The organism is Citrobacter sp. EC_71 (assembly GCF_019584005.1).
Lineage (GTDB): Bacteria > Pseudomonadota > Gammaproteobacteria > Enterobacterales > Enterobacteriaceae > Citrobacter > Citrobacter werkmanii.
Genome location: NZ_VDAY01000005.1, coordinates 222,779 through 247,905 on the forward strand (window position 1 = coordinate 222,779; position 25,127 = coordinate 247,905).

The 25,127-nt window shown below is 54.8% G+C and carries 21 protein-coding genes; 11 read left to right on the top strand and 10 right to left on the bottom strand.

Features of this window, described 5'->3' with window-relative positions:
- The first annotated feature begins 103 nt into the window (after positions 1-103).
- From FHD02_RS07515 to FHD02_RS07530, 4 genes are all read left to right on the top strand, one after another.
- Positions 104-1,030 (top strand): ABC transporter ATP-binding protein, encoded by a 927-nt coding sequence (locus tag FHD02_RS07515; RefSeq protein ID WP_042312269.1) that lies wholly within the window; start codon positions 104-106, stop codon positions 1,028-1,030.
- Positions 1,027-1,797 carry an ABC transporter permease gene (locus FHD02_RS07520; protein WP_042312267.1) on the top strand — a complete coding sequence of 257 codons (771 nt, stop codon included), beginning with the start codon at positions 1,027-1,029 and terminating at the stop codon, positions 1,795-1,797. The genes FHD02_RS07515 and FHD02_RS07520 overlap by 4 nt, the downstream gene beginning before the upstream one ends.
- 103 nt (positions 1,798-1,900) lie before the next feature.
- Complete coding sequence (locus FHD02_RS07525; protein WP_038637318.1) at positions 1,901-2,341, top strand: PTS sugar transporter subunit IIA; 441 nt, start codon at positions 1,901-1,903, stop codon at positions 2,339-2,341.
- A gap of 66 nt (positions 2,342-2,407) precedes the next feature.
- Positions 2,408-3,637, top strand: coding sequence for a polysaccharide deacetylase family protein (locus tag FHD02_RS07530; RefSeq protein ID WP_220393774.1), 1,230 nt, complete (start codon positions 2,408-2,410; stop codon positions 3,635-3,637).
- Positions 3,638-3,643: 6 nt separating this feature from the next.
- Here FHD02_RS07530 and panD read toward each other — a convergent pair whose 3' ends face one another.
- From panD to thpR, 9 genes are all read right to left on the bottom strand, one after another.
- Positions 3,644-4,024 (bottom strand): aspartate 1-decarboxylase, encoded by a 381-nt coding sequence (gene panD / locus FHD02_RS07535; protein ID WP_000621526.1) that lies wholly within the window; start codon positions 4,022-4,024, stop codon positions 3,644-3,646.
- Positions 4,025-4,119: 95 nt separating this feature from the next.
- The gene (panC, locus tag FHD02_RS07540; protein ID WP_220393775.1) at positions 4,120-4,974 is read right to left on the bottom strand and encodes a pantoate--beta-alanine ligase; all 855 of its coding nucleotides are present in this window, start codon (positions 4,972-4,974) and stop codon (positions 4,120-4,122) included.
- A gap of 11 nt (positions 4,975-4,985) precedes the next feature.
- Positions 4,986-5,777 (bottom strand): 3-methyl-2-oxobutanoate hydroxymethyltransferase, encoded by a 792-nt coding sequence (panB, locus tag FHD02_RS07545; protein WP_220393776.1) that lies wholly within the window; start codon positions 5,775-5,777, stop codon positions 4,986-4,988.
- Positions 5,778-5,897: 120 nt separating this feature from the next.
- The gene (gene folK, locus FHD02_RS07550) at positions 5,898-6,389 is read right to left on the bottom strand and encodes a 2-amino-4-hydroxy-6-hydroxymethyldihydropteridine diphosphokinase (protein WP_003829228.1); all 492 of its coding nucleotides are present in this window, start codon (positions 6,387-6,389) and stop codon (positions 5,898-5,900) included.
- Between the two features lie 51 nt (positions 6,390-6,440).
- Positions 6,441-7,838 carry a polynucleotide adenylyltransferase PcnB gene (gene pcnB / locus FHD02_RS07555; protein ID WP_204192014.1) on the bottom strand — a complete coding sequence of 466 codons (1,398 nt, stop codon included), beginning with the start codon at positions 7,836-7,838 and terminating at the stop codon, positions 6,441-6,443.
- Positions 7,839-7,909: 71 nt separating this feature from the next.
- Entirely contained in the window at positions 7,910-8,806 is an 897-nt protein-coding gene (gene gluQRS, locus FHD02_RS07560) for a tRNA glutamyl-Q(34) synthetase GluQRS (RefSeq protein ID WP_079937052.1), read from the bottom strand.
- Between the two features lie 70 nt (positions 8,807-8,876).
- On the bottom strand, positions 8,877-9,332 hold the full coding sequence (dksA, locus tag FHD02_RS07565) for an RNA polymerase-binding protein DksA (RefSeq protein ID WP_003018625.1): 456 nt from the start codon (positions 9,330-9,332) through the stop codon (positions 8,877-8,879).
- A 177-nt stretch (positions 9,333-9,509) separates the two neighbouring features.
- Entirely contained in the window at positions 9,510-10,214 is a 705-nt protein-coding gene (gene sfsA, locus FHD02_RS07570) for a DNA/RNA nuclease SfsA (RefSeq protein ID WP_220393777.1), read from the bottom strand.
- A gap of 15 nt (positions 10,215-10,229) precedes the next feature.
- A complete protein-coding gene (gene thpR / locus FHD02_RS07575; protein WP_220393778.1) occupies positions 10,230-10,760 on the bottom strand; it encodes an RNA 2',3'-cyclic phosphodiesterase in 531 nt (176 codons plus the stop codon).
- Between the two features lie 73 nt (positions 10,761-10,833).
- Here thpR and hrpB point away from each other — a divergent pair, with 73 nt between their 5' ends.
- From hrpB to fhuB, 6 genes are all read left to right on the top strand, one after another.
- Entirely contained in the window at positions 10,834-13,263 is a 2,430-nt protein-coding gene (gene hrpB, locus FHD02_RS07580; protein WP_220393779.1) for an ATP-dependent helicase HrpB, read from the top strand.
- A gap of 135 nt (positions 13,264-13,398) precedes the next feature.
- Positions 13,399-15,939: a bifunctional glycosyl transferase/transpeptidase gene (gene mrcB / locus FHD02_RS07585; RefSeq protein WP_048214900.1), complete on the top strand. Its 2,541-nt coding sequence runs from the start codon at positions 13,399-13,401 to the stop codon at positions 15,937-15,939.
- Positions 15,940-16,245: 306 nt separating this feature from the next.
- Positions 16,246-18,420, top strand: coding sequence for a ferrichrome porin FhuA (gene fhuA, locus FHD02_RS07590; RefSeq protein WP_220393780.1), 2,175 nt, complete (start codon positions 16,246-16,248; stop codon positions 18,418-18,420).
- 47 nt (positions 18,421-18,467) lie between these two features.
- Entirely contained in the window at positions 18,468-19,265 is a 798-nt protein-coding gene (gene fhuC / locus FHD02_RS07595; protein ID WP_220393781.1) for a Fe3+-hydroxamate ABC transporter ATP-binding protein FhuC, read from the top strand.
- A complete protein-coding gene (fhuD, locus tag FHD02_RS07600; RefSeq protein ID WP_220393782.1) occupies positions 19,265-20,155 on the top strand; it encodes a Fe(3+)-hydroxamate ABC transporter substrate-binding protein FhuD in 891 nt (296 codons plus the stop codon). The genes fhuC and fhuD overlap by 1 nt, the downstream gene beginning before the upstream one ends.
- Positions 20,152-22,134, top strand: coding sequence for a Fe(3+)-hydroxamate ABC transporter permease FhuB (fhuB, locus tag FHD02_RS07605; RefSeq protein ID WP_220393783.1), 1,983 nt, complete (start codon positions 20,152-20,154; stop codon positions 22,132-22,134). The genes fhuD and fhuB overlap by 4 nt, the downstream gene beginning before the upstream one ends.
- A 113-nt stretch (positions 22,135-22,247) precedes the next feature.
- Here the strand turns inward: fhuB and hemL are convergent, their stop codons facing one another.
- Positions 22,248-23,528 (bottom strand): glutamate-1-semialdehyde 2,1-aminomutase, encoded by a 1,281-nt coding sequence (hemL, locus tag FHD02_RS07610; protein WP_137360283.1) that lies wholly within the window; start codon positions 23,526-23,528, stop codon positions 22,248-22,250.
- A 168-nt stretch (positions 23,529-23,696) separates the two neighbouring features.
- Between hemL and clcA the strand changes: the two genes are divergently transcribed.
- Positions 23,697-25,118 (top strand): H(+)/Cl(-) exchange transporter ClcA, encoded by a 1,422-nt coding sequence (gene clcA, locus FHD02_RS07615; RefSeq protein WP_042312194.1) that lies wholly within the window; start codon positions 23,697-23,699, stop codon positions 25,116-25,118.
- The last annotated feature ends 9 nt before the right edge of the window (positions 25,119-25,127 follow it).

Consider the following 25,127-nt stretch of genomic DNA (forward strand, 5'->3'; position numbering starts at 1 on the left):
TGTACGACCCGAAACCAGATAAATTCGATGGGCTAATATAGGGTAACTCCAGCATTAATTAAACTATATATGAAATGTCAGAACGTAAGGTAAGTAAAAAACCATGACCATTGCTCTGGAACTTCAAGAACTTAAGAAAACCTATCCCGGTGGCGTGCAGGCGCTACGCGGCATAGATTTGCAAGTCGAAGCGGGTGATTTTTATGCGCTTTTGGGACCGAATGGCGCAGGTAAATCCACCACCATCGGCATTATCAGTTCGCTGGTGAATAAAACTTCCGGACGGGTAAGCGTCTTCGGATACGATCTCGATAAAGATACGGTTAACGCTAAACGTCAGCTTGGTCTGGTGCCACAGGAGTTTAACTTTAACCCGTTTGAAACCGTGCAGCAGATCGTGGTCAACCAGGCAGGCTACTATGGCGTTGAGCATAAAGAAGCCGTTAAGCGTAGCGAAATATATCTAAAACAGCTCGACTTGTGGGAAAAACGTAACGAACGTGCGCGTATGCTTTCCGGTGGGATGAAACGTCGTCTGATGATCGCGCGGGCGCTGATGCATCAGCCAAAGCTGTTGATTCTCGATGAACCGACGGCGGGCGTCGACATTGAGCTACGTCGTTCAATGTGGGGCTTTTTAAAAGATTTAAACGACAAAGGCACCACGATTATTCTGACTACCCACTATCTCGAAGAAGCGGAAATGCTGTGTCGTAATATCGGTATTATTCAGCACGGTGAGCTGGTGGAAAATACCTCAATGAAGAGTCTGCTCTCTAAACTGAAATCTGAAACTTTTATCCTCGATCTGGCGCCAAAAAGCCCGCTGCCAAAACTGGAAGGGTATCAGTATCGTCTGGTTGATACCTCGACGCTGGAAGTGGAAGTTCTGCGTGAGCAAGGGGTTAACAGCGTGTTCTCACAACTGAGCGCCCAGGGTATTCAGGTATTGAGTATGCGTAACAAAGCGAACCGACTGGAAGAACTGTTTGTTTCTCTGGTGCATGAAAAACAAGGAGATCGCGCATGATGCAGCTTTATTGGGTTGCGCTAAAAAGCATCTGGGCGAAAGAGATCCACCGCTTTATGCGTATCTGGGTCCAGACTCTGGTTCCTCCCGTCATCACCATGACGCTCTATTTTATTATTTTTGGTAATTTGATTGGCTCGCGTATCGGCGAAATGCATGGTTTTAGCTACATGCAATTTATTGTGCCGGGGCTGATTATGATGGCGGTGATCACCAACTCGTACGCTAACGTGGCATCGTCATTCTTTAGCGCCAAGTTTCAGCGCAATATTGAAGAACTGCTGGTTGCTCCGGTACCGACGCACGTCATTATCGCGGGTTTTGTCGGCGGTGGCGTGGCGCGTGGCCTGTGCGTAGGGATCCTTGTAACGGCTATTTCACTGTTCTTCGTGCCGTTCCAGGTGCACTCCTGGGTCTTTGTTGCGCTCACGCTAGTGTTAACGGCGGTACTGTTTTCACTGGCCGGGCTGCTGAACGCGGTTTTCGCCAAAACCTTTGACGATATCAGCCTGATCCCAACCTTTGTGCTGACGCCGCTGACCTATTTGGGGGGCGTTTTCTATTCGTTAACGCTGCTGCCGCCGTTCTGGCAGGGGCTGTCGCACCTGAACCCAATTGTCTACATGATCAGCGGGTTCCGCTACGGCTTCCTGGGTATCCATGATGTTCCGCTGGTCACCACGTTTGGCGTGCTGGTGGTGTTCATCGCGGTGTTTTATTTGCTGTGCTGGTACCTGATCCAGCGTGGGCGCGGTTTGCGCAGTTAATTCTTTCTTCCTCTCTCTGCTCGGGAGAGGAAGACTTTTGACGCTTATCACCATTATGGATTTATCACACTGATAAACTACTTGCCTGCTAAGGAGGTAGGCAATGTTAGGTTGGGTAATTACCTGTCATGACGATAAGGCACAGGATATGCTGCATCGTCTGGAGCAGAAGCACGGCCCGTTGGCCCAATGCCAGGCGGTAAGTTTTTGGCGTGGACTCAGCTCAAATATGTTGAGCCGCATGATGTGCCACGCTCTGCATGCTACTGACTCAGGCGAGGGCGTGATCTTCCTGACGGATACCGCGGGGGCCGCACCATACCGCGTGGCCTCGTTAATGAGCCACAAACACCCCCAGTGTGAAGTGATTTCAGGTATCAGCTATTCATTGCTTGAGAGAATGCTTTCGTCGCGGGAATCAATGAGCAGCTCTGCGTTTCGCGATTGCATTGTTACGCTTGGCGGGCCGGAAGTCTCAAGTCTCTGGCATCAACAACAAAAAAATCCCCCCTTCGTATTGAAGCATGATTTGTATGAGTATTAATCGTTGGTATTGATGGTGCTTTTGCTACAATAGCCGAGGTTTCTCGCCTCGGTTCGGTTATCTCATATGGTTATGCGCGTTGTGCTTATTTTGTTGCTCCTGTCTTCTGGCAGCGTAGCTGCGGCTTTGCCTGCTCGCTACATGCAAACCACCGAAGCGGCTGCCGTGTGGGCGCAGATAGGTGACAAAATGGTGACGGTGGGGAATATTCGCGCCGGGCAGATCCTCGCCGTAGAGCCGATCGCGGCAGACTATTACGAATTTACCTTTGGCTTGGGGACCGGGTTTATTGATAAGGGACATCTGGAGCCTGTTCAGGGGCGGCAGAAAGTTGATGATGGTCTGGGCGATCTCAATAAACCGCTCAGCAATCAAAGCTTGATTACCTGGAAAGATACACCGGTTTATAATGCCCCGGATGTCGGCAGCGCTCCGTTTGGCGTGCTGGCGGATAATCTGCGCTATCCCATAATCAGTAAGCTTAAAGACCGTCTCAACCAGACATGGTACCAGATCCGCATTGGCGGCAGACTGGCCTATATCAGTGCTCTGGATGCGCAGGAAGACAACGGTATACCGGTGTTAACGTATCATCATATTCTGCGCGATGAAGAGAATACCCGCTTTCGCCACACCTCCACGACAACCTCTGTACGCGCGTTTAGCAACCAGATGGCCTGGCTACACGACCGCGGCTACACGACGCTGACGATGTATCAACTGGAAGGCTATGTACGCAACAATATGAACCTCCCGGCGCGAGCGGTGGTGCTGACGTTCGACGATGGCCTGAAGTCGGTGAGTCGTTATGCTTATCCGGTGTTGAAACAGAACGGCATGAAGGCAACGGCGTTTATTATCTCATCACGCATTAAGCGCCATCCGCAGAAATGGGATCCTAAATCGCTACAGTTTATGAGCGTCTCAGAACTGAATGCGATCAGGGACGTGTTTGACTTTCAGTCGCATACTCATTTTTTACATCGAGTGGACGCTCATCATCGGCCGATCCTGCTGAGCCGCAACTATCACAACATTCTGTTCGATTTTGCCCGTTCTCGTCGGGCGCTGTCCCAGTTCAATTCCCACGTTCTGTATCTTTCGTATCCGTTTGGCGGTTATAACGCCACGGCGGTAAAAGCGGCGAACGACGCCGGTTTCCATCTGGCGGTAACCACGGTGAGAGGGAAGGTGAAGCCGGGAGATAATCCGATGCTGCTCAAAAGGCTGTATATTTTACGCACGGATTCGCTGGAAACGATGTCGCGGCTGATAGTCAATCAGCCGCAGGGGTAAGGACTATCAGGCAACCTGGACCGGAATAGCTTTCGCGGTGCGCTTCATTTCGTTGTCGCCTTCAAAGTAGGCCACTTTCGGCCGCCAGGTACGGGCTTCCTCATCAGACATAGTGACGAAGCTGGCGATAATCACAATGTCGCCGACTTCAGCACAGTGCGCCGCCGCACCGTTCACCGAGATGATTCTGGAGCCGCGTTCAGCCGCAATAGCATAGGTTGAAAAACGTTTACCGTTGGTCACGTTCCAGATATCAATAGCTTCGTTTTCCAGAATACCAGAGGCATCGAGGAAATCCTGGTCGATGGCGCAGGAGCCTTCGTAGTGCAGGTCCGCCTGCGTGACTTTTACGCGGTGGAGCTTGCCTTGCAGCATGGTGCGAATCATAACTTCTATACCCTGTCGTTTACCTTGGCTAAGCAGGCGCTACTGGCCTGCTTTGAGAAATTCTCAGGCAGTATTGCCTGATTTTTAACCCCTGTCTACTGGGCTAATGTAACGCTTTGATTATCGATCAGACGCGCCTGACCCAGCCAGGCGGCGGCCAGAATTACCGCTCGTTTACTGGTTTCCGTCAGTTCCTGTAGTGTGTCGGCATCACGGATTTGAATGTCGTCGGCACGGAAGCCTTTTTCATTCAGTTCCTGCTCGGCAATGGCAATAATCTCTTGCAGATCACGATTACCCGCAATCAGTTTTTCAGCGATGCCGTTCATCACTTTGTGCAGACCCGGCGCAATTTTGCGCTGCTCTGCAGTCAGATAACCGTTACGTGAGCTAAGCGCCAGACCATCTTTGGCACGGATAATCGGCACGCCGACAATCTCAATGTCGTAGCCCAGATCGGCGACCATTTTGCGAATCAGCGCCAGTTGCTGGAAATCCTTCTCACCGAAGCAGGCGATATCCGGCTGGATCAGGTTGAACAGCTTGCTGACGATCGTGGAAACGCCACGGAAGTGGCCTGGACGGCTGGCGCCTTCCAGCATGGTGGAGAGGCCGGGAACATCAACGAAAGTCTGGCCTTCCAGACCCTGCGGATAAATTTCTTCCACGGCTGGGGCAAATACATAATCGACTTTGCGCTTGTTCAGCTTTTCGCAGTCTTCCTGCAGCGTGCGCGGATAACGCACCAGATCGTCCGGCCGGTCAAACTGCATCGGGTTGACGAAAATGCTGACGATCACCACATCGGCCCGGGCTTTTGCCTCATCGACCAGCTTCATATGGCCGTCGTGCAGGTTGCCCATTGTGGGAACCAATGCGACGCGTTTGCCTTCCTGACGCAGACGGCGAATATGCTGGCGCAGCAGCGGCAGGGTTTCAATAATCAACACAACGAGACTCCTTAATGGAAACTGTGTTCTTCGCCCGGATAAACGCCGGACTCCACTTCAGCCATATACTGCCGTACGGCGGCGCGCATGTCGCCCGCTTCGGCAAGGAAATTTTTCGCGAATTTTGGAATATGACCGCCGGTGATGCCAAACGCATCGTGCATCACCAGGATCTGACCGTCGGTGACGTTGCCCGCGCCAATGCCGATCACCGGAATCGACAGCGCCTCAGTGACACGCTTCGCCAGCTCAACCGGCACGCATTCCAGCACCAGCAGTTGAGCGCCCGCGGCTTCTAAGGCCAGCGCGTCATCCAGCAGTACCTGCCCGGCATCGCCGCGGCCCTGAATTTTATAGCCGCCGAAGATATTCACCGACTGGGGTGTTAATCCCAGATGACCGCAAACCGGCACCGCGCGTTCGGTGAGCATTTTCACCGTATCCGTAAGCCATGCGCCACCTTCGATTTTGACCATATTAGCGCCTGCGCGCATGACCGTGGCCGCGTTTTCAAACGCTTGTTGCGGCGTGGCATAAGCCATAAACGGTAGGTCGGAGAGCAACAGACAGTTGGGCGCGCCACGGCGTACGGCGCGGGTGTGATAGGCGATATCCTCCACGGTGACCGGCAGGGTAGAGTCGTGCCCCTGAATTGTCATGCCCAGGGAGTCGCCCACCAGCATCACGTTGATGCCTTCATCGGCGAACAGTTTGGCAAAGCTGTAATCGTACGCGGTAATGGTGGCGAAGCGCTTTTTCTCTTGTTTGCATTTCTGTAACAGCGAAATGGTGGTCGGTTTCATAACATTTCCTGATGATGAAAGTCATATTTACCGGCATTCTAACAGTCACATTCAGGGGGGCAATTGATTTAAGCAATCGTTTGGCGCTAAAGCAGTAAACGCTAAAGGGGAGGCGATGTTTTACCAGTGGGCAGGTTTTGCTGCACCAAGATGGGTAAGGTGCTGATGCAGGCTGATACCATCTGGAAAGATAAGCTCAGGAGCAATTTCGAATAACGGCCACAGCATAAAACCACGGTTTTTCATGTCGTAGTGCGGCACGGTCAGACGTTCGGTGTTAATCACTTCATCGCCAAACAGCATAATGTCGAGGTCCAGCGTTCGCGGTCCCCAGCGTTCAGCTTTGCGCACCCGGCCCTGCTGTAACTCAATGCGTTGGGTGTGATTGAGCAATTCTTCCGGTGCGAGGGTGGTTTCCAGCGCGACGGCGGCGTTCAGGTAATCGGGTTGATCCTGTGGGCCTAATGGCGGCGTACGGTAGAACGAGGAGACAGCCACGATTCGGCTGTCAGGGATTTCACCTATCGCTTTCACGGCAGCATTAACTTGCTCCAGAGGGGAGGCTAAATTACTGCCGAGGGCGATATATACCCGTCGTTTTTCAAGCTGCATCTGTGTCACCACCTTGATGCGACTCGAAATTTGTTGGGTATACGTGATGGGTCATGCGGAGCCTTCACGGCGTGGCGCGCGTTTACGCGGGCGACGATGGCGCCGACGTGCGTCTGGCTCTTCATCCAGCTCGTTCAGCATACCTTTTTGTTCCGGCGGCGCAGAAACCTGGAATTCACCCCACCATTTCGCCAGTCGCTGTAATTCCGCATTATGTTCGACTTCGGCACGCAGCGCTAACAGGTCGTAAGCTGCGCGGAACTTTGGATGCTCCATCAGCTTCCAGGCGCGTTTACCCTGGCGACGGGACATACGTAACTGCAACTGCCAGATATCGCGGGTCAGCGAGGTCAGACGTTTCGGGATCGCCAGCGAGCGGCAGGCTTCATCCAGCACGTCGTTCATTGCCAGCGCGAAAGCGTCGTAGTAGGCCAGACCGCTTTCTTGCGCAATTTTCTGTGCGGCTTCCAGTAGCGGATACCAGAACATTGCCGCGAACAAGAAGGCCGGGTTAACGCGCATGTCATTGTGAATGCGGTTGTCGGTATTCTTCAATACCTGGGCAATGATGCGTTCCATCGGGCTGTCACCGTCTTCGGTGAAATAGCGCGTAATGGTGGGGAACAGCGGCTGGAACAGGCTGTACTCACGCAGCTTTTTATAGGTTTCGTACCCATAGCCCGCCTGTAACAGCTTGAGCGCTTCTTCAAACAGGCGTGCGGGAGGAATATCGTTAAGCAACGTTGCCAGACGCGGGATCGGCTCCGCGGTTTCCGGGCTGATACGCATGTCGAGCTTGGCGGCAAAGCGCACGGCGCGCAGCATACGTACAGGGTCTTCGCGATAGCGCGTTTCCGGATTACCGATCAGGCGAATGATGCCCTCTTCGAGATCCTGCATTCCCCCGACGTAATCACGTACGGTGAAATCGGCCACGCTGTAATACAGGCTGTTAATCGTGAAGTCGCGACGCTGGGCATCTTCTTCGATAGAGCCGAAGATGTTGTCGCGCAGCAGCATACCGTTCTGCCCACGCTGTGAGGTTGTGCGATCGGATTCGCTGCCTTCATGATGGCCGCGGAACGTCGCCACTTCGATAATTTCCGGGCCAAACATGACATGGGCCAGACGGAAACGGCGACCAACCAGGCGGCAGTTACGAAACAGTTTTCGCACCTGATCCGGCGTTGCGTTAGTGGTGACATCAAAATCTTTCGGCTTTTTGCCCAGCAAAAGATCGCGCACACCACCGCCAACCAGCCATGCCTCGTATCCGGCCTTATTGAGCCTGTACATTACCTTCAGGGCATTTTCACTGATATCTTTGCGGGAGATAGAGTGCTGCTCACGCGGAATTACCGTCATATGTGGACGGGCGACGGCGAGCTCAGCCTCGCGCTCCTCGCGGCTTAGCACCTTGCGGCAAAAATTAGCGACTCGGGTAAAAATAGTGCACCTCGGTAGTGTCAAACTTCAATCAGAACAAGTGTTGCTGTGTAAAAATAGCGGCTAATCATAGCTCAGCATGATGCATTTGAGAATGCCGGATTTAAGATCGCCGATTCAGGCACTGTTGTCAGGCGCCAGTTCTCAACGGCAAACGCCAGGATCTGGTCCACACGCATCTCCTGCCATGGGATATCGGCACGCTGGCCGAGAAAGCGTAGCGCGGCAATAATCACCGGACGCGGATCGCCTTGCGGCAGCGCAGGTGCATGATTTTGTTTTGAAAGTTTAGCGCCTTGTTCGTTGAGCGCCAGCGGAAGATGAATATAGTCAGGCGCTTGCCAGCCAAACTGCTGATACAAAGAGATTTGCCGCACCGTGGGTTCGATAAGATCGGCGCCACGTACAATCTCCGTTACGCCCTGAAAGTGGTCATCAACCACCACGGCGAGGTTATAGGCAAACAGCCCGTCGCGTCGGTGGATAATAAAATCTTCCCTCGCAAGCTGCGGGTCAGCCTGAATCTCACCGCGTAGTTGGTCCGTAAACTGCATTACCGGATGGCGTTGCTTAATGCGCACTGCCGCCTTTTCCGGTCCGTGGCGTAACTCGCGGCAGTGGCCGTCGTAAATACCTCCGACACTTTGAATACGCGCCCGCGTACAGGTGCAGTAATAGCTCAGATCCTGTTGATGCAACCAGGCGAGTGCCTCGCGGTAGGCGTCATGACGCTGGGATTGCCACAAAATGTCGCCATCCCAGTGCAGTCCGTAATGTTCCAGCTGACGCAGAATCGTATCTGCAGCACCGGGAACTTCACGAGGGGGGTCAATATCTTCAATGCGTACTCGCCAGATTCCGCGCCGGGCACGAGCCTGCAGGTAACTGCCGAGGGCGGCAATCAGTGAACCGAAATGCAGTTCGCCGGAGGGGGAAGGGGCGAAGCGGCCAATATAGTGTGAATCGCTCATTTTGCGGACTAACAAATAATAAGGCGGGAGATGCTCCCGCCTGTAGTAAACGTGGTAAAAATGACCGGAATTAACCTGCCATTTGTTTTTCGCGGATTTCTGCCAGCGTTTTACAGTCGATGCACAGATCGGCTGTCGGACGCGCTTCCAGACGGCGAATACCAATTTCTACGCCGCATGATTCGCAGTAGCCGAAATCTTCGTCTTCCACTTTCTTCAGCGTCTTCTCGATCTTTTTGATCAGTTTGCGCTCACGGTCACGGTTACGCAGCTCAAGGCTGAATTCTTCTTCCTGTGCGGCGCGGTCCACCGGATCAGGGAAGTTAGCCGCTTCGTCTTGCATATGAGATACGGTGCGATCAACTTCATCCCTAAGTTGATTACGCCATGCCTCAAGAATACGCCTGAAGTGCGACAGCTGGGCTTCGTTCATATACTCTTCGCCCGGTTTCTCCTGGTACGGCTCCACCCCAGCGATGGCGAGAATACTCAGGGACGATGTTTTACGGTTTTGCCCTTCTTGCATGTTGCTTCTCCTTAACACGCACTATCGATCCCCATGTTCGGGGGAAAAATCAGGTCGCTATAAATAGCAGATGCTTTTCCGGATAGCAATTATCTAAACGTAACACTTGACAACCCTGTGAGGAAAAGCGTATTTGCCCACGCGCCCAGAATACTAATTGACCAGATATTTACACCATTACAAGGTAATGGGCAACGGCTCTATAAGAGTCATACCATGGGCAGAAAGTTCCGCTTTATAAACCAGAATTTCTACCCCCTTAAGCTGTGCTTCAACTAATAATTGCGCATATTTTGCATCGATATGGCGCGCGGGTGAAAACCGTGTAATGGCTGAATGCAGCACCGCGAAAAATATCACTGCCCGCTTGCCTTCGGCCGCTACGCTCATCAATTCCCGAAGATGTTTCTGACCTCGTTCAGTGATGGCATCGGGAAAATAACCCTGATCTTTTTCCGCCAACGTGACTGATTTCACTTCAATATAGCAGTCAGGTCGGGAATCTGCCTGCAACAAAAAGTCGATGCGGCTCCCTTCGGCGCCGTATTTTACTTCACTTTTCAAAGTGCTGTAGCCTGAAACTTCTGAAATTAACGCCTGCTGAATCGCCTCTTTCGTTAATCTGTTGGCCCACAGCGTGTTAACACAAATAAATGCCCCGGATTGCGTTTGCGTTAATTCCCAGGTATGCGGATATTTCCGTTTGGTATTTTCTGATGTCGAATACCAGACGGTATCACCTGGTGTTGCGCATCCGGTCATCGCGCCGGTATTTGGGCAGTGTAACGTTAACGTTGTGCCATCCGGTGTGATCACATCCGCTAAAAAGCGCTTGTAGCGCTGGATGAGCGTAGCTGGTTGTAAAGGTGGAGAAAATTGCATCAGCAGTCCTTTTGATTATTCAGTCAGCGTCCAGCGTTGTATCTGTGCGTAACGTGTGCGTCCTCGTGCAAATGAGGAGGAGTAAAGCGCAAATTCTGTGACCGGAAACGACCAGCCAAAGCCCGGTGGGGGGATGGGAACCGCGTGGCCGGCATCGCGCAGCAGCGTGATATGCGGGTGAAACGGCTGTGGGCTTTGGTAGCATCCGCTGCGCGCGGCCTGTGCCCGCAGCATATTCGCCAGTTGTAACAGTCCGCGCGGCGGCTGACGCATCCCCAGCCATACCACTCGCGAACGCAGCCATTGCCCGGCATCATCCAGTTTGAGCGTAAAACCTGGCTGGCGAATGCGTCCGGCTAGCTGCGACAACGCCTGTTGCTTCTCTGCGCTGACATCACCTAAAAAGGCCAACGTCAGATGCAGATTCTCGGCGGCGACGGGACGGCCTGCTTCAGGAGGGAACTGCGCGGCTCGCCAGTGGATTAACTGCTCCCGAACCCCGCCTGGCAATTCAATCGCAAAGAACAGCCTTTTTGGCTCAGACATGATGGATACTCGGTTATGAATTAACGCGATGCTACAATGCAGCGCGAAGAATGTTAACCCTCTGGAGCCATTTGTGACGTCGTTGCCCGTTGCCGCCGTAGTGCCTGAACTGCTTACCGCCCTTGATAACTCGTCGCAGGTGCTGCTGACCGCGCCGACTGGTGCCGGGAAATCGACCTGGCTGCCGTTGCGACTGCTTGAGCATGGTGGCATCAAGGGGCGGATTATTTTGCTGGAGCCGCGTCGTCTGGCGGCACGCAATGTGGCGCAGCGGTTGGCGGAGTTGCTGAACGAAAAGCCCGGTGAGACCGTGGGTTATCGCATGCGCGCACAGAGCTGCGTGGGGCCGCAGACCCGGCTGGAAGTGGTGACGGAAGGCGTCCTGACGCGCATGATCCAACGCGATCCCGAACTGGCGGGTGTCGGGTTAGTGATCCTCGACGAATTTCACGAGCGGAGTCTGCAGGCTGACCTGGCGCTGGCGCTGTTGCTGGATGTACAGCAGGGACTGCGTGACGATCTGAAACTGTTGATCATGTCCGCAACGCTCGATAACGGGCGCTTGCAGCAGTTATTGCCCGATGCGCCCATGATTATCTCTGAAGGCCGCACATTTCCGGTCGAGCGACGGTATCAACCGCTGGCGGCACATCTGCGTTTTGACGAAGCGGTGGCGATAGCCACGGCGGAGCTACTGCGCTATGAAAGCGGGTCGCTGCTGCTGTTTTTACCGGGCGTTGGGGAAATCCAGCGCGTGCAGGAGCATCTGGCAACGCGTGTGGGCAGCGATGTTGTGCTGTGCCCACTGTATGGCGCGCTGACGCTTGCCGAGCAGCGTCAGGCGATTTTGCCCGCGCCGCAAGGCCAGCGCAAAGTGGTGCTGGCCACCAATATTGCCGAAACCAGCTTAACGATTGAAGGTATTCGGCTGGTGGTAGACTGCGCCCAGGAGCGCTTGGCGCGCTATGACGCGCGCACGGGACTGACGCGACTGATTACCCAGCGCATCAGTCAGGCCTCGATGACGCAGCGAGCGGGACGCGCAGGGCGTCTGGAACCCGGAATTTGTCTGCATCTGCTTGCCAAAGAGCAGGCGGAAAGAGCGGCTTCGCAAGGGGAGCCGGAGATATTACAGAGCGATCTGTCCGGGCTGTTGATGGAGTTGCTGCAATGGGGATGCACTGACCCTGAGCAACTCAACTGGCTGGATATGCCGCCCGCCATCAACCTGCAGGCGGCAAAACGACTGTTGCAGATGCTGGGCGCGCTTGAGGACGACAGGCTCAGCGCCACAGGGCAGAAAATGGCGATGTTGGGGAACGACCCGCGATTAGCAGCTATGCTGGTTAGCGCCAACAATGACGATGAAGCGGCAACGGCGGCGAAACTGGCTGCGATTCTGGAAGAGCCGCCGCGCGGCGGCAGTACCGATCTGGCTGTGGAGTTTTCACGAAATCAGCCTGCCTGGCAGCAGCGCAGTCAACAGTTGCTGAAACGGCTTAACGTTCGCAGCGGACAGCCCGACAGCACACAACTCCCCCCGTTGCTGGCGAGGGCGTTTGCTGACCGGATCGCGCGTCGACGCGGGCAGGAAGGGCGTTATCAGCTGGCTAATGGTATGGGCGCAATGCTGGATGCCGATGACGCTTCCGGACGCCATGAATGGCTGATAGCGCCGCTTTTGTTGCAGGGCAGCGCTTCGCCGGATGCGCGTATTTTGCTGGCTCTGCCACTGGATATTGAGGCGCTAATGCAGGCATGTCCTGAGCTGCTGCAACAGTCCGACACCATCGAATGGGATGAGGCTCAGGGAACGTTAAAGGCATTGCGTCGGTTGCGCATTGGTCAGCTCACGGTAAAAGTACAACCATTAGCCAAACCTTCGGAAGAGGAGTTGCACCAGGCGATGTTGAATGGCATTCGCGATAAAGGGCTAAGTGTGCTCAACTGGACGCCGGAAGCCGAGCAGTTTCGACTGCGTCTGCAGTGTGCGGCGACCTGGTTGCCAGAATACGACTGGCCCGCGGTAGATGAGGATTCTCTGTTGGCGACGCTGGAGACCTGGCTGCTGCCGCACATGAGCGGTGTGCACTCATTACGCGCGTTAAAAGCATTAAATGTGGGTCAGGCGTTGCGCGGTTTGCTGGACTGGTCAATGCTGCAACGTCTGGATAGTGAACTGCCGGCGCATTACACTGTGCCGACGGGGAGTAGGATTGCCATTCGCTATCATGAAGATAATCCTCCGGCACTGGCGGTGCGGATGCAGGAAATGTTTGGTGAAGCGAAGACACCAACCATCGCCCAGGGACGCGTGCCGCTGGTGCTGGAGCTGCTGTCTCCGGCCCAAAGACCGCTACAGGTGACGAGCGATCTGAGCGCGTTCTGGCAGGGATCGTACCGTGAGGTGCAAAAAGAGATGAAAGGGCGTTATCCCAAACATGTCTGGCCGGACGATCCGGCGAATACCGCGCCAACGCGGCGCACAAAGAAGTATTCGTAATGCAACTGTAGGCCGGATAAGGCGAAGCCGTTATCCGGCATAAATACAGCAGAAAATTGAGAGATTTCTTCTTCTGTCGCAGGACGGAAGAACAGAGAATCGGGCCCTTGCGCCTGAATGTTGCGGAGAAAAAGCATGGCGGGGAATGACCGCGAGCCAATTGGACGTAAAGGGAAACCCTCGCGTCCGGTGAAACAAAAGGTGAGCCGTCGTCAACTCAGAGATGAAGAGTATGACGACGATTATGATGATGATGACTATGAGGATGAAGAACCGATGCCGCGTAAGGGTAAAGGCAAAGGGCGTAAGCCTCGTGGTAAGCGCGGCTGGTTCTGGCTGCTGGTAAAACTGTCGATTGTCTTTTTGGTGCTGATCGCCATTTATGGTGTTTATCTGGACCAAAAAATCCGTAGCCGTATTGATGGCAAAGTCTGGCAGCTTCCTGCGGCGGTATATGGCCGTATGGTTAACCTTGAGCCAGAAATGCCTATCGGCAAGAACGAGATGGTGAAGCTGCTGGAGGCCACGCAGTACCGGCAGGTGACGAAGATGACGCGTCCGGGCGAATTTACCGTGCAGGCGAAGAGCATCGAGATGATTCGTCGTCCGTTTGACTTCCCGGACAGCAAAGAAGGGCAGGTGCGTGCGCGTCTGACCTTTGACGGCGATCATCTGGACACCATCGAGAATATGGATAACAACCGCCAGTTCGGTTTCTTCCGTCTCGATCCGCGTTTGATCACCATGCTCTCTTCACCTAACGGTGAGCAGCGCCTGTTTGTTCCGCGTAGCGGCTTCCCGGATCTGCTGGTGGATACGCTGCTGGCGACCGAAGACCGTCACTTCTATGAGCATGACGGTATCAGCCTCTATTCCATTGGCCGTGCGGTACTGGCGAACCTGACGGCAGGTCGTACAGTTCAGGGGGCCAGTACGCTGACTCAGCAGCTGGTGAAAAACCTGTTCCTGTCCAGCGAGCGTTCCTACTGGCGTAAGGCCAACGAAGCCTATATGGCGCTGATCATGGATGCGCGTTACAGCAAAGACCGCATTCTTGAGCTGTACATGAACGAAGTTTATCTCGGCCAAAGCGGCGATAACGAGATTCGCGGTTTCCCGCTGGCGAGCCTCTATTATTTTGGTCGTCCGGTAGAAGAGCTGAGCCTCGACCAGCAGGCGCTGCTGGTGGGGATGGTTAAAGGGGCGTCGATCTACAACCCGTGGCGTAACCCGAAACTGGCGCTGGAGCGTCGTAATCTGGTTCTGCGCCTTCTGCAACAGCAGCAGATTATCGACCAGGATCTGTATGACATGCTGAGCGCGCGTCCGTTAGGTGTACAGCCGCGTGGTGGGGTTATCTCCCCGCAGCCAGCCTTTATGCAGATGGTGCGTCAGGAGCTTCAGGCGAAGCTGGGCGATAAAGTTAAAGATCTCTCTGGTGTGAAGATTTTCACCACCTTTGATTCCGTAGCGCAGGACGCTGCAGAAAAAGCGGCGGTGGAAGGCATTCCGGTGCTGAAGAAACAGCGTAAGCTGAGCGACCTGGAAACCGCGATTGTGGTCGTTGACCGCTTTAGTGGTGAAGTTCGCGCTATGGTTGGCGGAGCCGAACCGCAGTTTGCGGGCTATAACCGTGCGATGCAGGCGCGTCGTTCAATTGGTTCTCTGGCCAAGCCGGCGACCTATCTGACCGCGCTCAGCCAGCCGAAGTTGTACCGCCTGAATACCTGGATTGCCGACGCGCCGATTGCGCTGCGTCAGCCGAACGGCCAGGTGTGGTCGCCGCAGAACGATGACCGTCGCTATAGCGAAAGCGGGAAAGTGATGCTGGTGGATGCCTTAACGCGCTCAATGAACGTGCCAACGGTAAATCTGGGGATGGCGCTGGGCCTGCCTGCGGTAACAGATACCTGGTTGAAGCTGGGTGCGCCAAAAGATCAGCTTAACCCGGTTCCGGCTATGCTGCTGGGGGCGTTGAACCTGACGCCAATCGAAGTAGCACAGGCATTCCAGACTATCGCCAGCGGCGGGAATCGTGCGCCGCTGTCGGCGCTGCGTTCGGTGATTGCCGAAGATGGTACCGTGCTGTACCAGAGCTTCCCGCAGGCTGAGCGCGCTGTTCCGGCGCAGGCGGCGTATATGACGCTGTGGACCATGCAGCAGGTGGTTCAGCGTGGTACGGGCCGCCAGCTTGGCGCGAAGTATCCTGGGCTGCATCTGGCAGGTAAAACCGGGACCACCAACAACAACGTCGATACCTGGTTCGCCGGGATCGACGGCAGCCAGGTGACCATCACCTGGGTGGGCCGCGATAACAACCAGCCAACCAAGCTGTACGGTGCCAGCGGCGCGATGTCGATTTACCAGCGTTACCTGGCCAACCAGACCCCGACACCGCTGGTGCTGACGCCGCCGGAGGATGTGGTGGATATGGGCGTAGACTACGACGGTAACTTCGTTTGCAGCGGCGGGATGCGTACGCTTCCGGTATGGACCACCGATCCGGATTCACTGTGTCAACAAGGTGAGATGTTGCAGCAGTCGGGTAATCCGTTCGATCAATCTTCTCAGCAGCCGCAGCAACAGCAGCCTCAACAGCAGCAACCGCCGCAGCAAGAGAAGAAGGACGGCGATGGCGTGGCCGGTTGGATTAAAGAGATGTTTGGCGGTAACTAACGCCTGCCTAAAAACCCGCTTCGGCGGGTTTTTCTTTATTCGCGCAAGATACTCACGCTGCTATTCAACTATCCGCCATTGTTTTGCCTGATGGCGCTACGCTTATCAGCCGTACAGTGCAAGGGCGTAACGCCGCCTTTCAGCCTAATTTATTAACCCTTTCTTTTCATCTGGTTATTTCTTAACCCCTCAGTTTTAGTAGGGACGTGTATTGCTTGCTATCTCGTCAGAGTTTCGAATATTATGCTGCCGTTATAATAATAATTCTCGTTTACGTTATCATTTACTTTCATCAGAGAAATACCAATGGCGCGTCTTAAAACTGCTCAGCCAAGTTCATCACTGCGTAAAATCGCAGTAGTGGTAGCCACAGCGGTTAGCGGCATGTCTGTCTATGCACAGGCGGCGGTTGACCCGAAAGAAGAAACCATCACCGTAACTGCAGCGCCTGCTCCGCAGGAAAGTGCATGGGGACCTGCAGCAACCATCGCCGCGAAACGCTCTGCCACTGCCACCAAGACTGATACGCCTATCGAAAAGACCCCGCAGTCTGTTTCGGTTGTGACGCGTGAAGAGATGGATATGCATCAGCCAGGGTCGGTAAAAGAGGCTTTAGCCTATACCCCTGGTGCTGCCGTTTCTACGCGTGGCGCTTCCAGCACTTATGATTTCGTTATTATTCGTGGCTTCTATACGCCTGGCCCAACACCAAACAATTACCTTGATGGCGTCAAGCTACAGGGGGATTACTACAGCTCTGCCGTTGTTGATCCTTACATGCTTGAACGCGTCGAGCTTATGCGCGGGCCAACATCTGTCCTTTACGGGAAAAGTAATCCGGGCGGCTTGATCTCCATGGTTAGCAAAAGCCCGACATCAGAGCCGCTAAAAGAAATTCAATTCAAAATGGGTTCGGATAATCTGTTCCAAACCGGTTTTGATTTCAGCGATTCCCTGGATGACGACGGCGTGTACTCATACCGCCTGACAGGGTTGGCTCGTTCTAATGACGAACAACAGGATTTCGCGAAGCAGAAGCGTTATGCCATTGCTCCAGTGTTTAGCTGGAAGCCTGATGACCGAACCAACCTGACTCTGCGAGCAAACATTCAGAATGAACCGTCAACGGGCTATTACGGCTGGTTGCCGAAACAAGGTACGGTCGATCCGTTACCTGATGGTTCCCGTTTGCCAGTGAGCTTTACGGATTATGCGCCGAACAATACCTATTCGCGTTATGAGCGAATGGTTGGTTACAGCTTTGAACACAGTTTTGATGATACCTTCACTGTGCGTCAAAATTTACGTTATAGCCAAATCAAAACCTCTCAACAGAGTGTGTACGGTTTCGGCGCAGTGGGTAATCAATTGACTCGTCAGATTATCGTCGCCGATGAACGCTATAATGATTTTGGCGTAGATACTCAATTGGAAAGCAAGTTCGCGACGGGAGATGTTGGACACACTCTGCTCACCGGCGTCGACTATTCGCGTCTGCGAAACGATATTGATAACGCCTACGGAAGTGCACCGCCTTTAGATATGAATAATCCGGTGTATGAAGATGTTGATTTCCCTGACGCGAAACCGTTCCAGCTTAACACGCAGCACCAAACTGGCGTGTATGTACAGGACCAACTGGAATGGAATAAATGGGTTGCAACACTGGGAGGCCGCTATGACTGGTCTCAGCAGGCAACCACTATTCGTTCCAGTAATCAGAAAGTTGAGCGTAACGATGAGCAGTTCACCTGGCGCGGCGGGATTAACTATCTCTTCGACAATGGTATTACGCCATACTTCAGCTACAGCGAATCTTTTGAGCCGAACCCTTCTAAAGCATGGGCAGCAACTCCTGCCGACAACGTTGCGTATGCACCGTCAAAAGGTAAGCAATATGAAGCTGGCGTGAAATATGTTCCAAAAGATCTGCCCGTTGTTGTTACTGCCGCGGTATATGAGCTGACGAAAACGAATAACCTGACTACCGACCCGCTTAACCCGTATGCGCAGGTTCCGGGGGGTGAAATACGTTCTCGTGGCGTTGAATTAGAAGCAAAAGCCGCAGTGAATGCGAACATTAACCTTACAGCGTCTTATACATATACCGATGCGGAATATACAGAAGACACGACGCTTAAAGGTAAAACACCTGTTCAGGTACCAAAAAACATGGCCTCTCTGTGGGGGGATTACACCTTCTACGAAGGCCCGTTATCTGGGTTAACGCTGGGAACTGGTGGCCGTTATGTCGGTTCTAGCTATGGTGATCCTGGAAATACTTTCAAGGTGGGTAGCTCAACCGTGATGGATGCCGTCGTTAAATACGATCTCGCTCGTCTCGGTATGGCAGGTTCCAGCGTTGCGGTTAACGTTACTAATCTGTTTGACCGTGAATACGTTGCCAGCTGCTTTGATACCTATGGCTGCTTCTGGGGCGCAGAACGTCAGGTCGTTGCAACCGCAACCTTCCGTTTCTAATTTCTCTTTGGGCACGCTTTGCGTGCCCATTTTACAAGTTGGCTGCTATGCAGGAAAACAGATCCCATCCCGACACCACTTTTGCGTTGCGTAATGTCTCCTTTCGTGTGCCTGGCCGCACGCTATTGCATCCTCTCTCATTAACTTTTCCTGTGGGGAAAGTGACTGGTCTTATCGGCCACAACGGTTCCGGTAAATCGACGTTATTGAAAATGCTGGGACGTCATCAGCCGCCGTCAGAAGGTGAAATCCTGCTTGATGAACAGCCGCTGGAGAACTGGAGCAGCAAAGCATTTGCCCGCAAGGTCGCCTATCTGCCGCAGCAGTTGCCGCAGGCGGAAGGGATGACGGTGCGTGAACTGGTGGCGATTGGTCGTTATCCATGGCACGGGGCGCTGGGGCGTTTTGGCGTAGCCGACAGAGAGAAAGTGGAAGAAGCGATTTCGTTGGTCGGTTTAAAACCGCTGGCGCATCGTCTGGTCGATAGCCTGTCCGGTGGTGAACGCCAGCGCGCGTGGATTGCCATGCTGGTGGCACAGGACAGCCGCTGCCTGCTGCTTGATGAACCGACTTCCGCGCTGGATATCGCCCATCAGGTTGACGTGCTGGCGCTGGTGCACCGCTTAAGCCAGCAGCGCGGGCTGACGGTGGTTGCGGTGCTGCATGATATCAACATGGCGGCCCGCTACTGCGATTACCTCGTTGCGCTGCGCGGCGGTGAGATGATTTCTCAAGGAACGCCAGCTGAACTGATGCGCAGTGAAACTCTGGAACAAATTTACGGTATCCCGATGGGCATTTTGCCGCATCCGGCCGGTGCCGCACCCGTGAGTTTTGTCTATTAATGATCGGATTACATCATATTACCCGTCGGCGGCTGCTCACGGCGATGGCGCTGTCGCCTCTGCTGTGGCGGATGAATACGGCGCACGCGGCGGCGATTGATCCACAGCGTATTGTGGCGCTGGAATGGTTACCGGTAGAGCTGTTGCTGGCGCTGGGTATTACGCCGTATGGCATTGCCGATATCCCTAACTACAAGCTGTGGGTCAATGAGCCTCCATTGCCGGAGTCGGTGATTGACGTCGGGCTACGTACGGAACCCAATCTCGAACTGCTGACCGAAATGAAGCCCTCGTTTCTGGTGTGGTCGGCTGGTTATGGCCCCGCCCCCGAAAAGCTCGCGCGGATTGCCCCCGGGCAGGGATTTAATTTCAGTGATGGCAAAAAGCCGCTGGCCGTTGCGCGAAAATCGCTGCAGGAAATGGCGCAATTGCTGAATCTGTCAGCCTCCGCTGAACGCCATCTGGCCGAGTACGATCGTTTTATCGCCAGCCTGAAAGCGCGCTTTATGCAACGTGGCGCGCGCCCCGTGCTCCTGACATCCCTGCTTGATTCGCGGCATATGCTGGTGTTTGGGCCGAACAGCCTGTTTCAGGAGGTGCTGGACGAATATGGGATCCCCAACGCCTGGCAGGGAGAAACCAACTTCTGGGGCAGCACTGCTGTGAGTATTGACCGTCTGGCTGCTTATAAGGATGTTGATGTGCTGTGCTTTGATCACGGCAACGATAAAGAGATGGCTGCGCTGATGTCTACGCCATTATGGCAGGCGATGCCGTTTGTCCGTGACGGACGTTTTCAGCGCGTGCCTGCCGTCTGGTTTTATGGCGCAACGCTGTCCGCGATGCATTTTGCCCGCATTCTGGATAATGCGCTGGGAGGCAAAGCGTGAGTAAACGAATTGCGCTGTTCCCTACGCTTCTTCTGGCGGTTCTGTTTGTCGCTGCCTGCTGGCTCACCTGGGTTAACTTCTCCGATGCGCTACCGCGCAGCCAGTGGCAACAGGCTATCTGGTCACCGGATATCAATGCTATTGAGCAGATGGTTTTCCACTACAGCTTGCTGCCGAGGTTGGCAATTTCGCTGTTGGTCGGTGCCGGGCTGGGCCTGGTCGGCGTGTTGTTCCAGCAGGTGCTGCGTAACCAACTGGCAGAACCCACTACGTTAGGTGTCGCAACCGGGGCGCAGTTAGGTATTACGGTCACGACGCTGTGGGCGATTCCGGGGGCGCTGACCGCGCAATTTGCGGCGCTGGCAGGGGCCTGTATCGTTGGCGCGCTGGTGTTTGGCGTTGCCTGGGGCAAACGTCTTTCCCCCGTGACGCTAATCCTTGCCGGTCTGGTGGTCAGCCTGTACTGCGGGGCGATTAACCAGTTACTGGTACTTTTCCATCACGATCAGCTGCAAAGCATGTTTTTATGGAGCAGTGGCTCGCTGACGCAAACCGACTGGAGTGGCGTTCAGCGTTTGTGGCCGCAACTGCTGGGCGGCGTGATGTTGACGCTGCTGTTATTACGCCCAATGACGCTGATGGGACTGGATGACGGCGTGGCGCGCAACCTTGGGCTGGCGCTATCGCTGGCGCGCCTGGCGGCACTGACGCTGGCGATTGTCATCAGCGCCTTGCTGGTTAACGCCGTCGGAATTATCGGTTTTATCGGTCTGTTTGCGCCGCTGCTGGCAAAAATGCTCGGTGCCCGGCGCTTACTGGCGCGTCTGTTGCTGGCCCCGTTGATTGGCGCGCTGATCCTCTGGCTCTCCGATCAAATCATTCTGTGGCTAACCCGCGTCTGGATGGAAGTCTCCACCGGCTCGGTGACGGCACTGGTTGGCGCGCCGCTGCTGCTGTGGCTGCTGCCGCGCCTTAAAAGCATGAGCGCACCGGATATGAATGCCAGCAACCGCATCGCCGCTGAGCGTCAAAATGTACTGATGTTTGCGCTGGCGGGCGGTGCGATTTTACTGCTGGCGGTTGTCGTGGCGTTGTCGTTCGGACGTGATGCACACGGCTGGACATGGGCCAGCGGCGTGATGCTTGATGAACTGATGCCCTGGCGCTGGCCACGTATTCTGGCGGCGCTGATTGCCGGAGTGATGCTGGCGGTTGCGGGCTGTATTATTCAGCGTCTGACCGGAAATCCAATGGCCAGCCCGGAAGTCCTGGGTATTAGCTCCGGCGCGGCATTTGGCGTAGTGCTCATGCTGTTTCTGGTGCCCGGCAATGCCTTTGGCTGGCTACTCCCCGCCGGGAGCCTCGGAGCGGCAGTCACTCTGCTTATCATCATGGTTGCCGCCGGGCGCGGCGGTTTTTCGCCGCACCGTATGCTGCTGGCAGGGATGGCGCTCAGCACGGCGTTTACAATGCTGCTGATGATGCTGCAGGCCAGCGGCGACCCGCGCATGGCGGGCGTGTTGACCTGGATCTCTGGCTCAACCTATAACGCGACAGGCGAGCAGGTATTGCGTACCGGGATAGTGATGGTTTTCTTGCTGGTGCTGACGCCGCTGTGCCGTCGTTGGTTGACGATTTTACCGCTCGGCGGCGATACGGCGCGGGCGGTCGGTATGGCGTTGACGCCGTCACGCGTGGGGTTACTGCTGTTGGCGGCGGGATTGACGGCGACAGCAACCATGACGATTGGGCCGTTGAGCTTTGTCGGGCTGATGGCGCCGCATATTGCTCGCATGATGGGTTTTCGCCGGGCGATGCCGCATATACTGATTTCGGCGCTGGCGGGAGGCGTGCTGCTGGTCTTTGCCGACTGGTGCGGCAGAATGGTGCTGTTTCCGTATCAGATCCCGGCGGGATTACTGTCGACATTTATCGGCGCGCCGTACTTTATCTATCTGCTGAGAAAGCAGAGCCGCTGAGGCTGATTCTTTTCATGTAGGCAGGATAAGACGCTCGCGTCGCCATCCGGCAATAAAAAAGCCGGGTGGCGGCTTCGCCTTACCCGGCCTACGTTGTTTCTGTACGTTCTCTTTTACAGTTTCGCAAACACCCGACGCGCGGCGTCGATGGTGTTATTGATATCTTCTTCACTGTGCGCCACAGACATAAAGCCCGCTTCGAAGGCGGACGGCGCCAGGTAAATCCCTTCATCCAGCATCATGTGGAAGAAACGCTTAAAGCGTTCAACGTCGCATGCCATCACATCCTGATAGCAGGTCACGGTTTCTGCATCGGTGAAGAAAATCCCGAACATCCCGCCCACATGGTTAACCACCAGCGGAATATTGGCGTCTTTGGCCGCTTCCAACAGACCTTCCGCCAGACGCGTTGTCAGTTCGTTCAGCGTTTCATGAATACCCGGTTGCGCCACTTCGGTCAGACAAGCAAAGCCCGCCGCCATTGCAATCGGGTTACCGGACAGCGTACCCGCCTGGTAAACCGGACCGGTCGGCGCCAGCGCGTCCATCACATCACGACGGCCACCGAATGCGCCAACGGGCATCCCGCCACCGATGATTTTACCCAGGCAGGTCAGGTCCGGAACAACGCCGTAATAATCTTGAGCACCGGCCAGTGCCACGCGGAAACCGGTCATCACTTCATCGATAATCAACAGCGCGCCAAACTCATCGCACAATGCACGCAGGCCTGGCAGGAATTCTGGCAGCGGCGGGATGCAGTTCATGTTGCCGGCGACCGGCTCAACGATGATACAGGCGATCTCCTGCGGGTACTGTTCAAACGCTGCACGCACTGAAGAGAGATCGTTATAGGTGCAGGTCAGGGTGTGTTTCGCGAAATCAGCTGGAACGCCAGGGGAGTTCGGCTGGCCCAGCGTTAACGCGCCGGAACCGGCTTTGACCAGCAGGCAGTCAGCATGGCCGTGGTAGCAGCCTTCAAATTTGATGATCTTATCGCGACCGGTAAAACCGCGCGCCAGACGGATGGCGCTCATTGTCGCTTCCGTACCGGAGTTCACCATGCGCACCATGTCCATGGTCGGCACGAGTTCAGTGACCAGCTCCGCCATTTTCACTTCCATCTCGGTTGGCGCGCCGAAGCTTAAACCGCGTTCTGCGGCTTCAATCACCGCATTACGGATTGCCGGATGGTTGTGACCCAGTACCATCGGTCCCCAGGAACCGACGTAGTCGACATAGGCTTTACCATCGACATCGTACAGATACGCGCCGTCCGCTTTTTCGATAAACAGCGGAGTACCACCCACGCCAGTAAAGGCGCGAACGGGGGAGTTAACGCCGCCGGGGATAAGTTCGCGTGCTGCGCTGTAGAGATTTTCAGACTTACTCATGGATGGGGTCCTGGTTCGTAGAAAAAGTAAATGCCCGCTATTCTAGTTATTCAGAGAAGGTTATGAAAGTTTTACGCAATTGAAACAATGCGATTTGCAGGGGATTTTCGTGAAATGTGCGAGTAGAATGCCGATTCCGTATTTGTATTACCAATTAATGATCATCTGATGAAGACAGACACTCCCTCTTTTGAAGCACAACAAATTGTGCGTTTACGCCGCAGGGATCAAATCCGTCGACTCCTGGAACGAGACAAAACGCCGTTGGCGATCCTCTTGATGGCCGCGGTAGTGGGGACCGTGACGGGACTAGTGGGCGTAGCCTTTGAGAAAGCGGTGACCTGGGTGCAGAATCAGCGCATAGGCGCGCTGGCTCAGGTTGCGGACCATGCCATTCTGCTGTGGCCGCTGGCGTTTATCCTCTCTGCATTGCTGGCGATGGTCGGCTATTTTCTGGTGCGTAAATTTGCGCCGGAAGCGGGCGGTTCGGGGATCCCAGAGATTGAAGGCGCTTTGGAAGAGTTGCGACCCGTGCGCTGGTGGCGCGTTCTGCCGGTGAAATTTATCGGCGGTATGGGCACACTGGGCGCTGGGATGGTGCTCGGGCGAGAAGGGCCGACCGTGCAGATTGGCGGCAACATTGGACGCATGGTGCTGGATATTTTCCGTATGCGCAGCGCCGAAGCGCGGCATACCCTGCTGGCTACCGGTGCTGCAGCGGGCTTGTCGGCGGCGTTTAATGCTCCTCTGGCGGGGATCCTGTTCATTATTGAAGAGATGCGTCCACAGTTTCGCTATAACCTCGTGTCGATCAAAGCCGTGTTTACCGGCGTCATCATGTCGAGCATTGTGTTTCGCGTTTTCAACGGTGAAGCCCCGATTATTGAAGTTGGCAAGCTCTCCAATGCGCCGGTGAATACGCTGTGGCTGTATCTGGTGCTGGGGATTATTTTTGGCTGCGTCGGACCATTGTTTAATACCATGGTGTTGCGTACCCAGGACATGTTCCAGCGTTTCCACGGTGGCGAGATTAAAAAATGGGTGCTCATGGGCGGTGCGATTGGCGGCCTGTGCGGGATCCTTGGATTAATTAAACCTGAAGCGGCAGGTGGCGGGTTTAACCTGATCCCGATTGCTGCGGCAGGCAATTTTAGCGTCGGTCTGCTGCTGTTTATCTTTATTACCCGGGTTATTACCACGCTGCTGTGCTTCTCGTCCGGTGCGCCTGGTGGGATTTTTGCCCCGATGCTGGCGTTGGGCACGCTGCTTGGTACCGCGTTCGGTATGGCCGCAGCGGCCTCCTTTCCGCATTATCACCTCGAGGCCGGGACCTTCGCCATCGCCGGAATGGGGGCATTGTTGGCGGCGTCGGTAAGGGCGCCGCTCACCGGTATTGTGCTGGTGCTGGAGATGACCGATAACTATCAGCTCATTTTGCCAATGATTATTACCTGTCTTGGCGCAACACTATTAGCCCAATTTATGGGCGGAAAGCCGCTATACTCGACTATCCTTGCCCGCACGCTGGCAAAACAGGAAGCGGAGCAGGCGGCAAAAAGCCAGGGTACCGCCGCTGGCGAGAATACTTGAACGAAATAC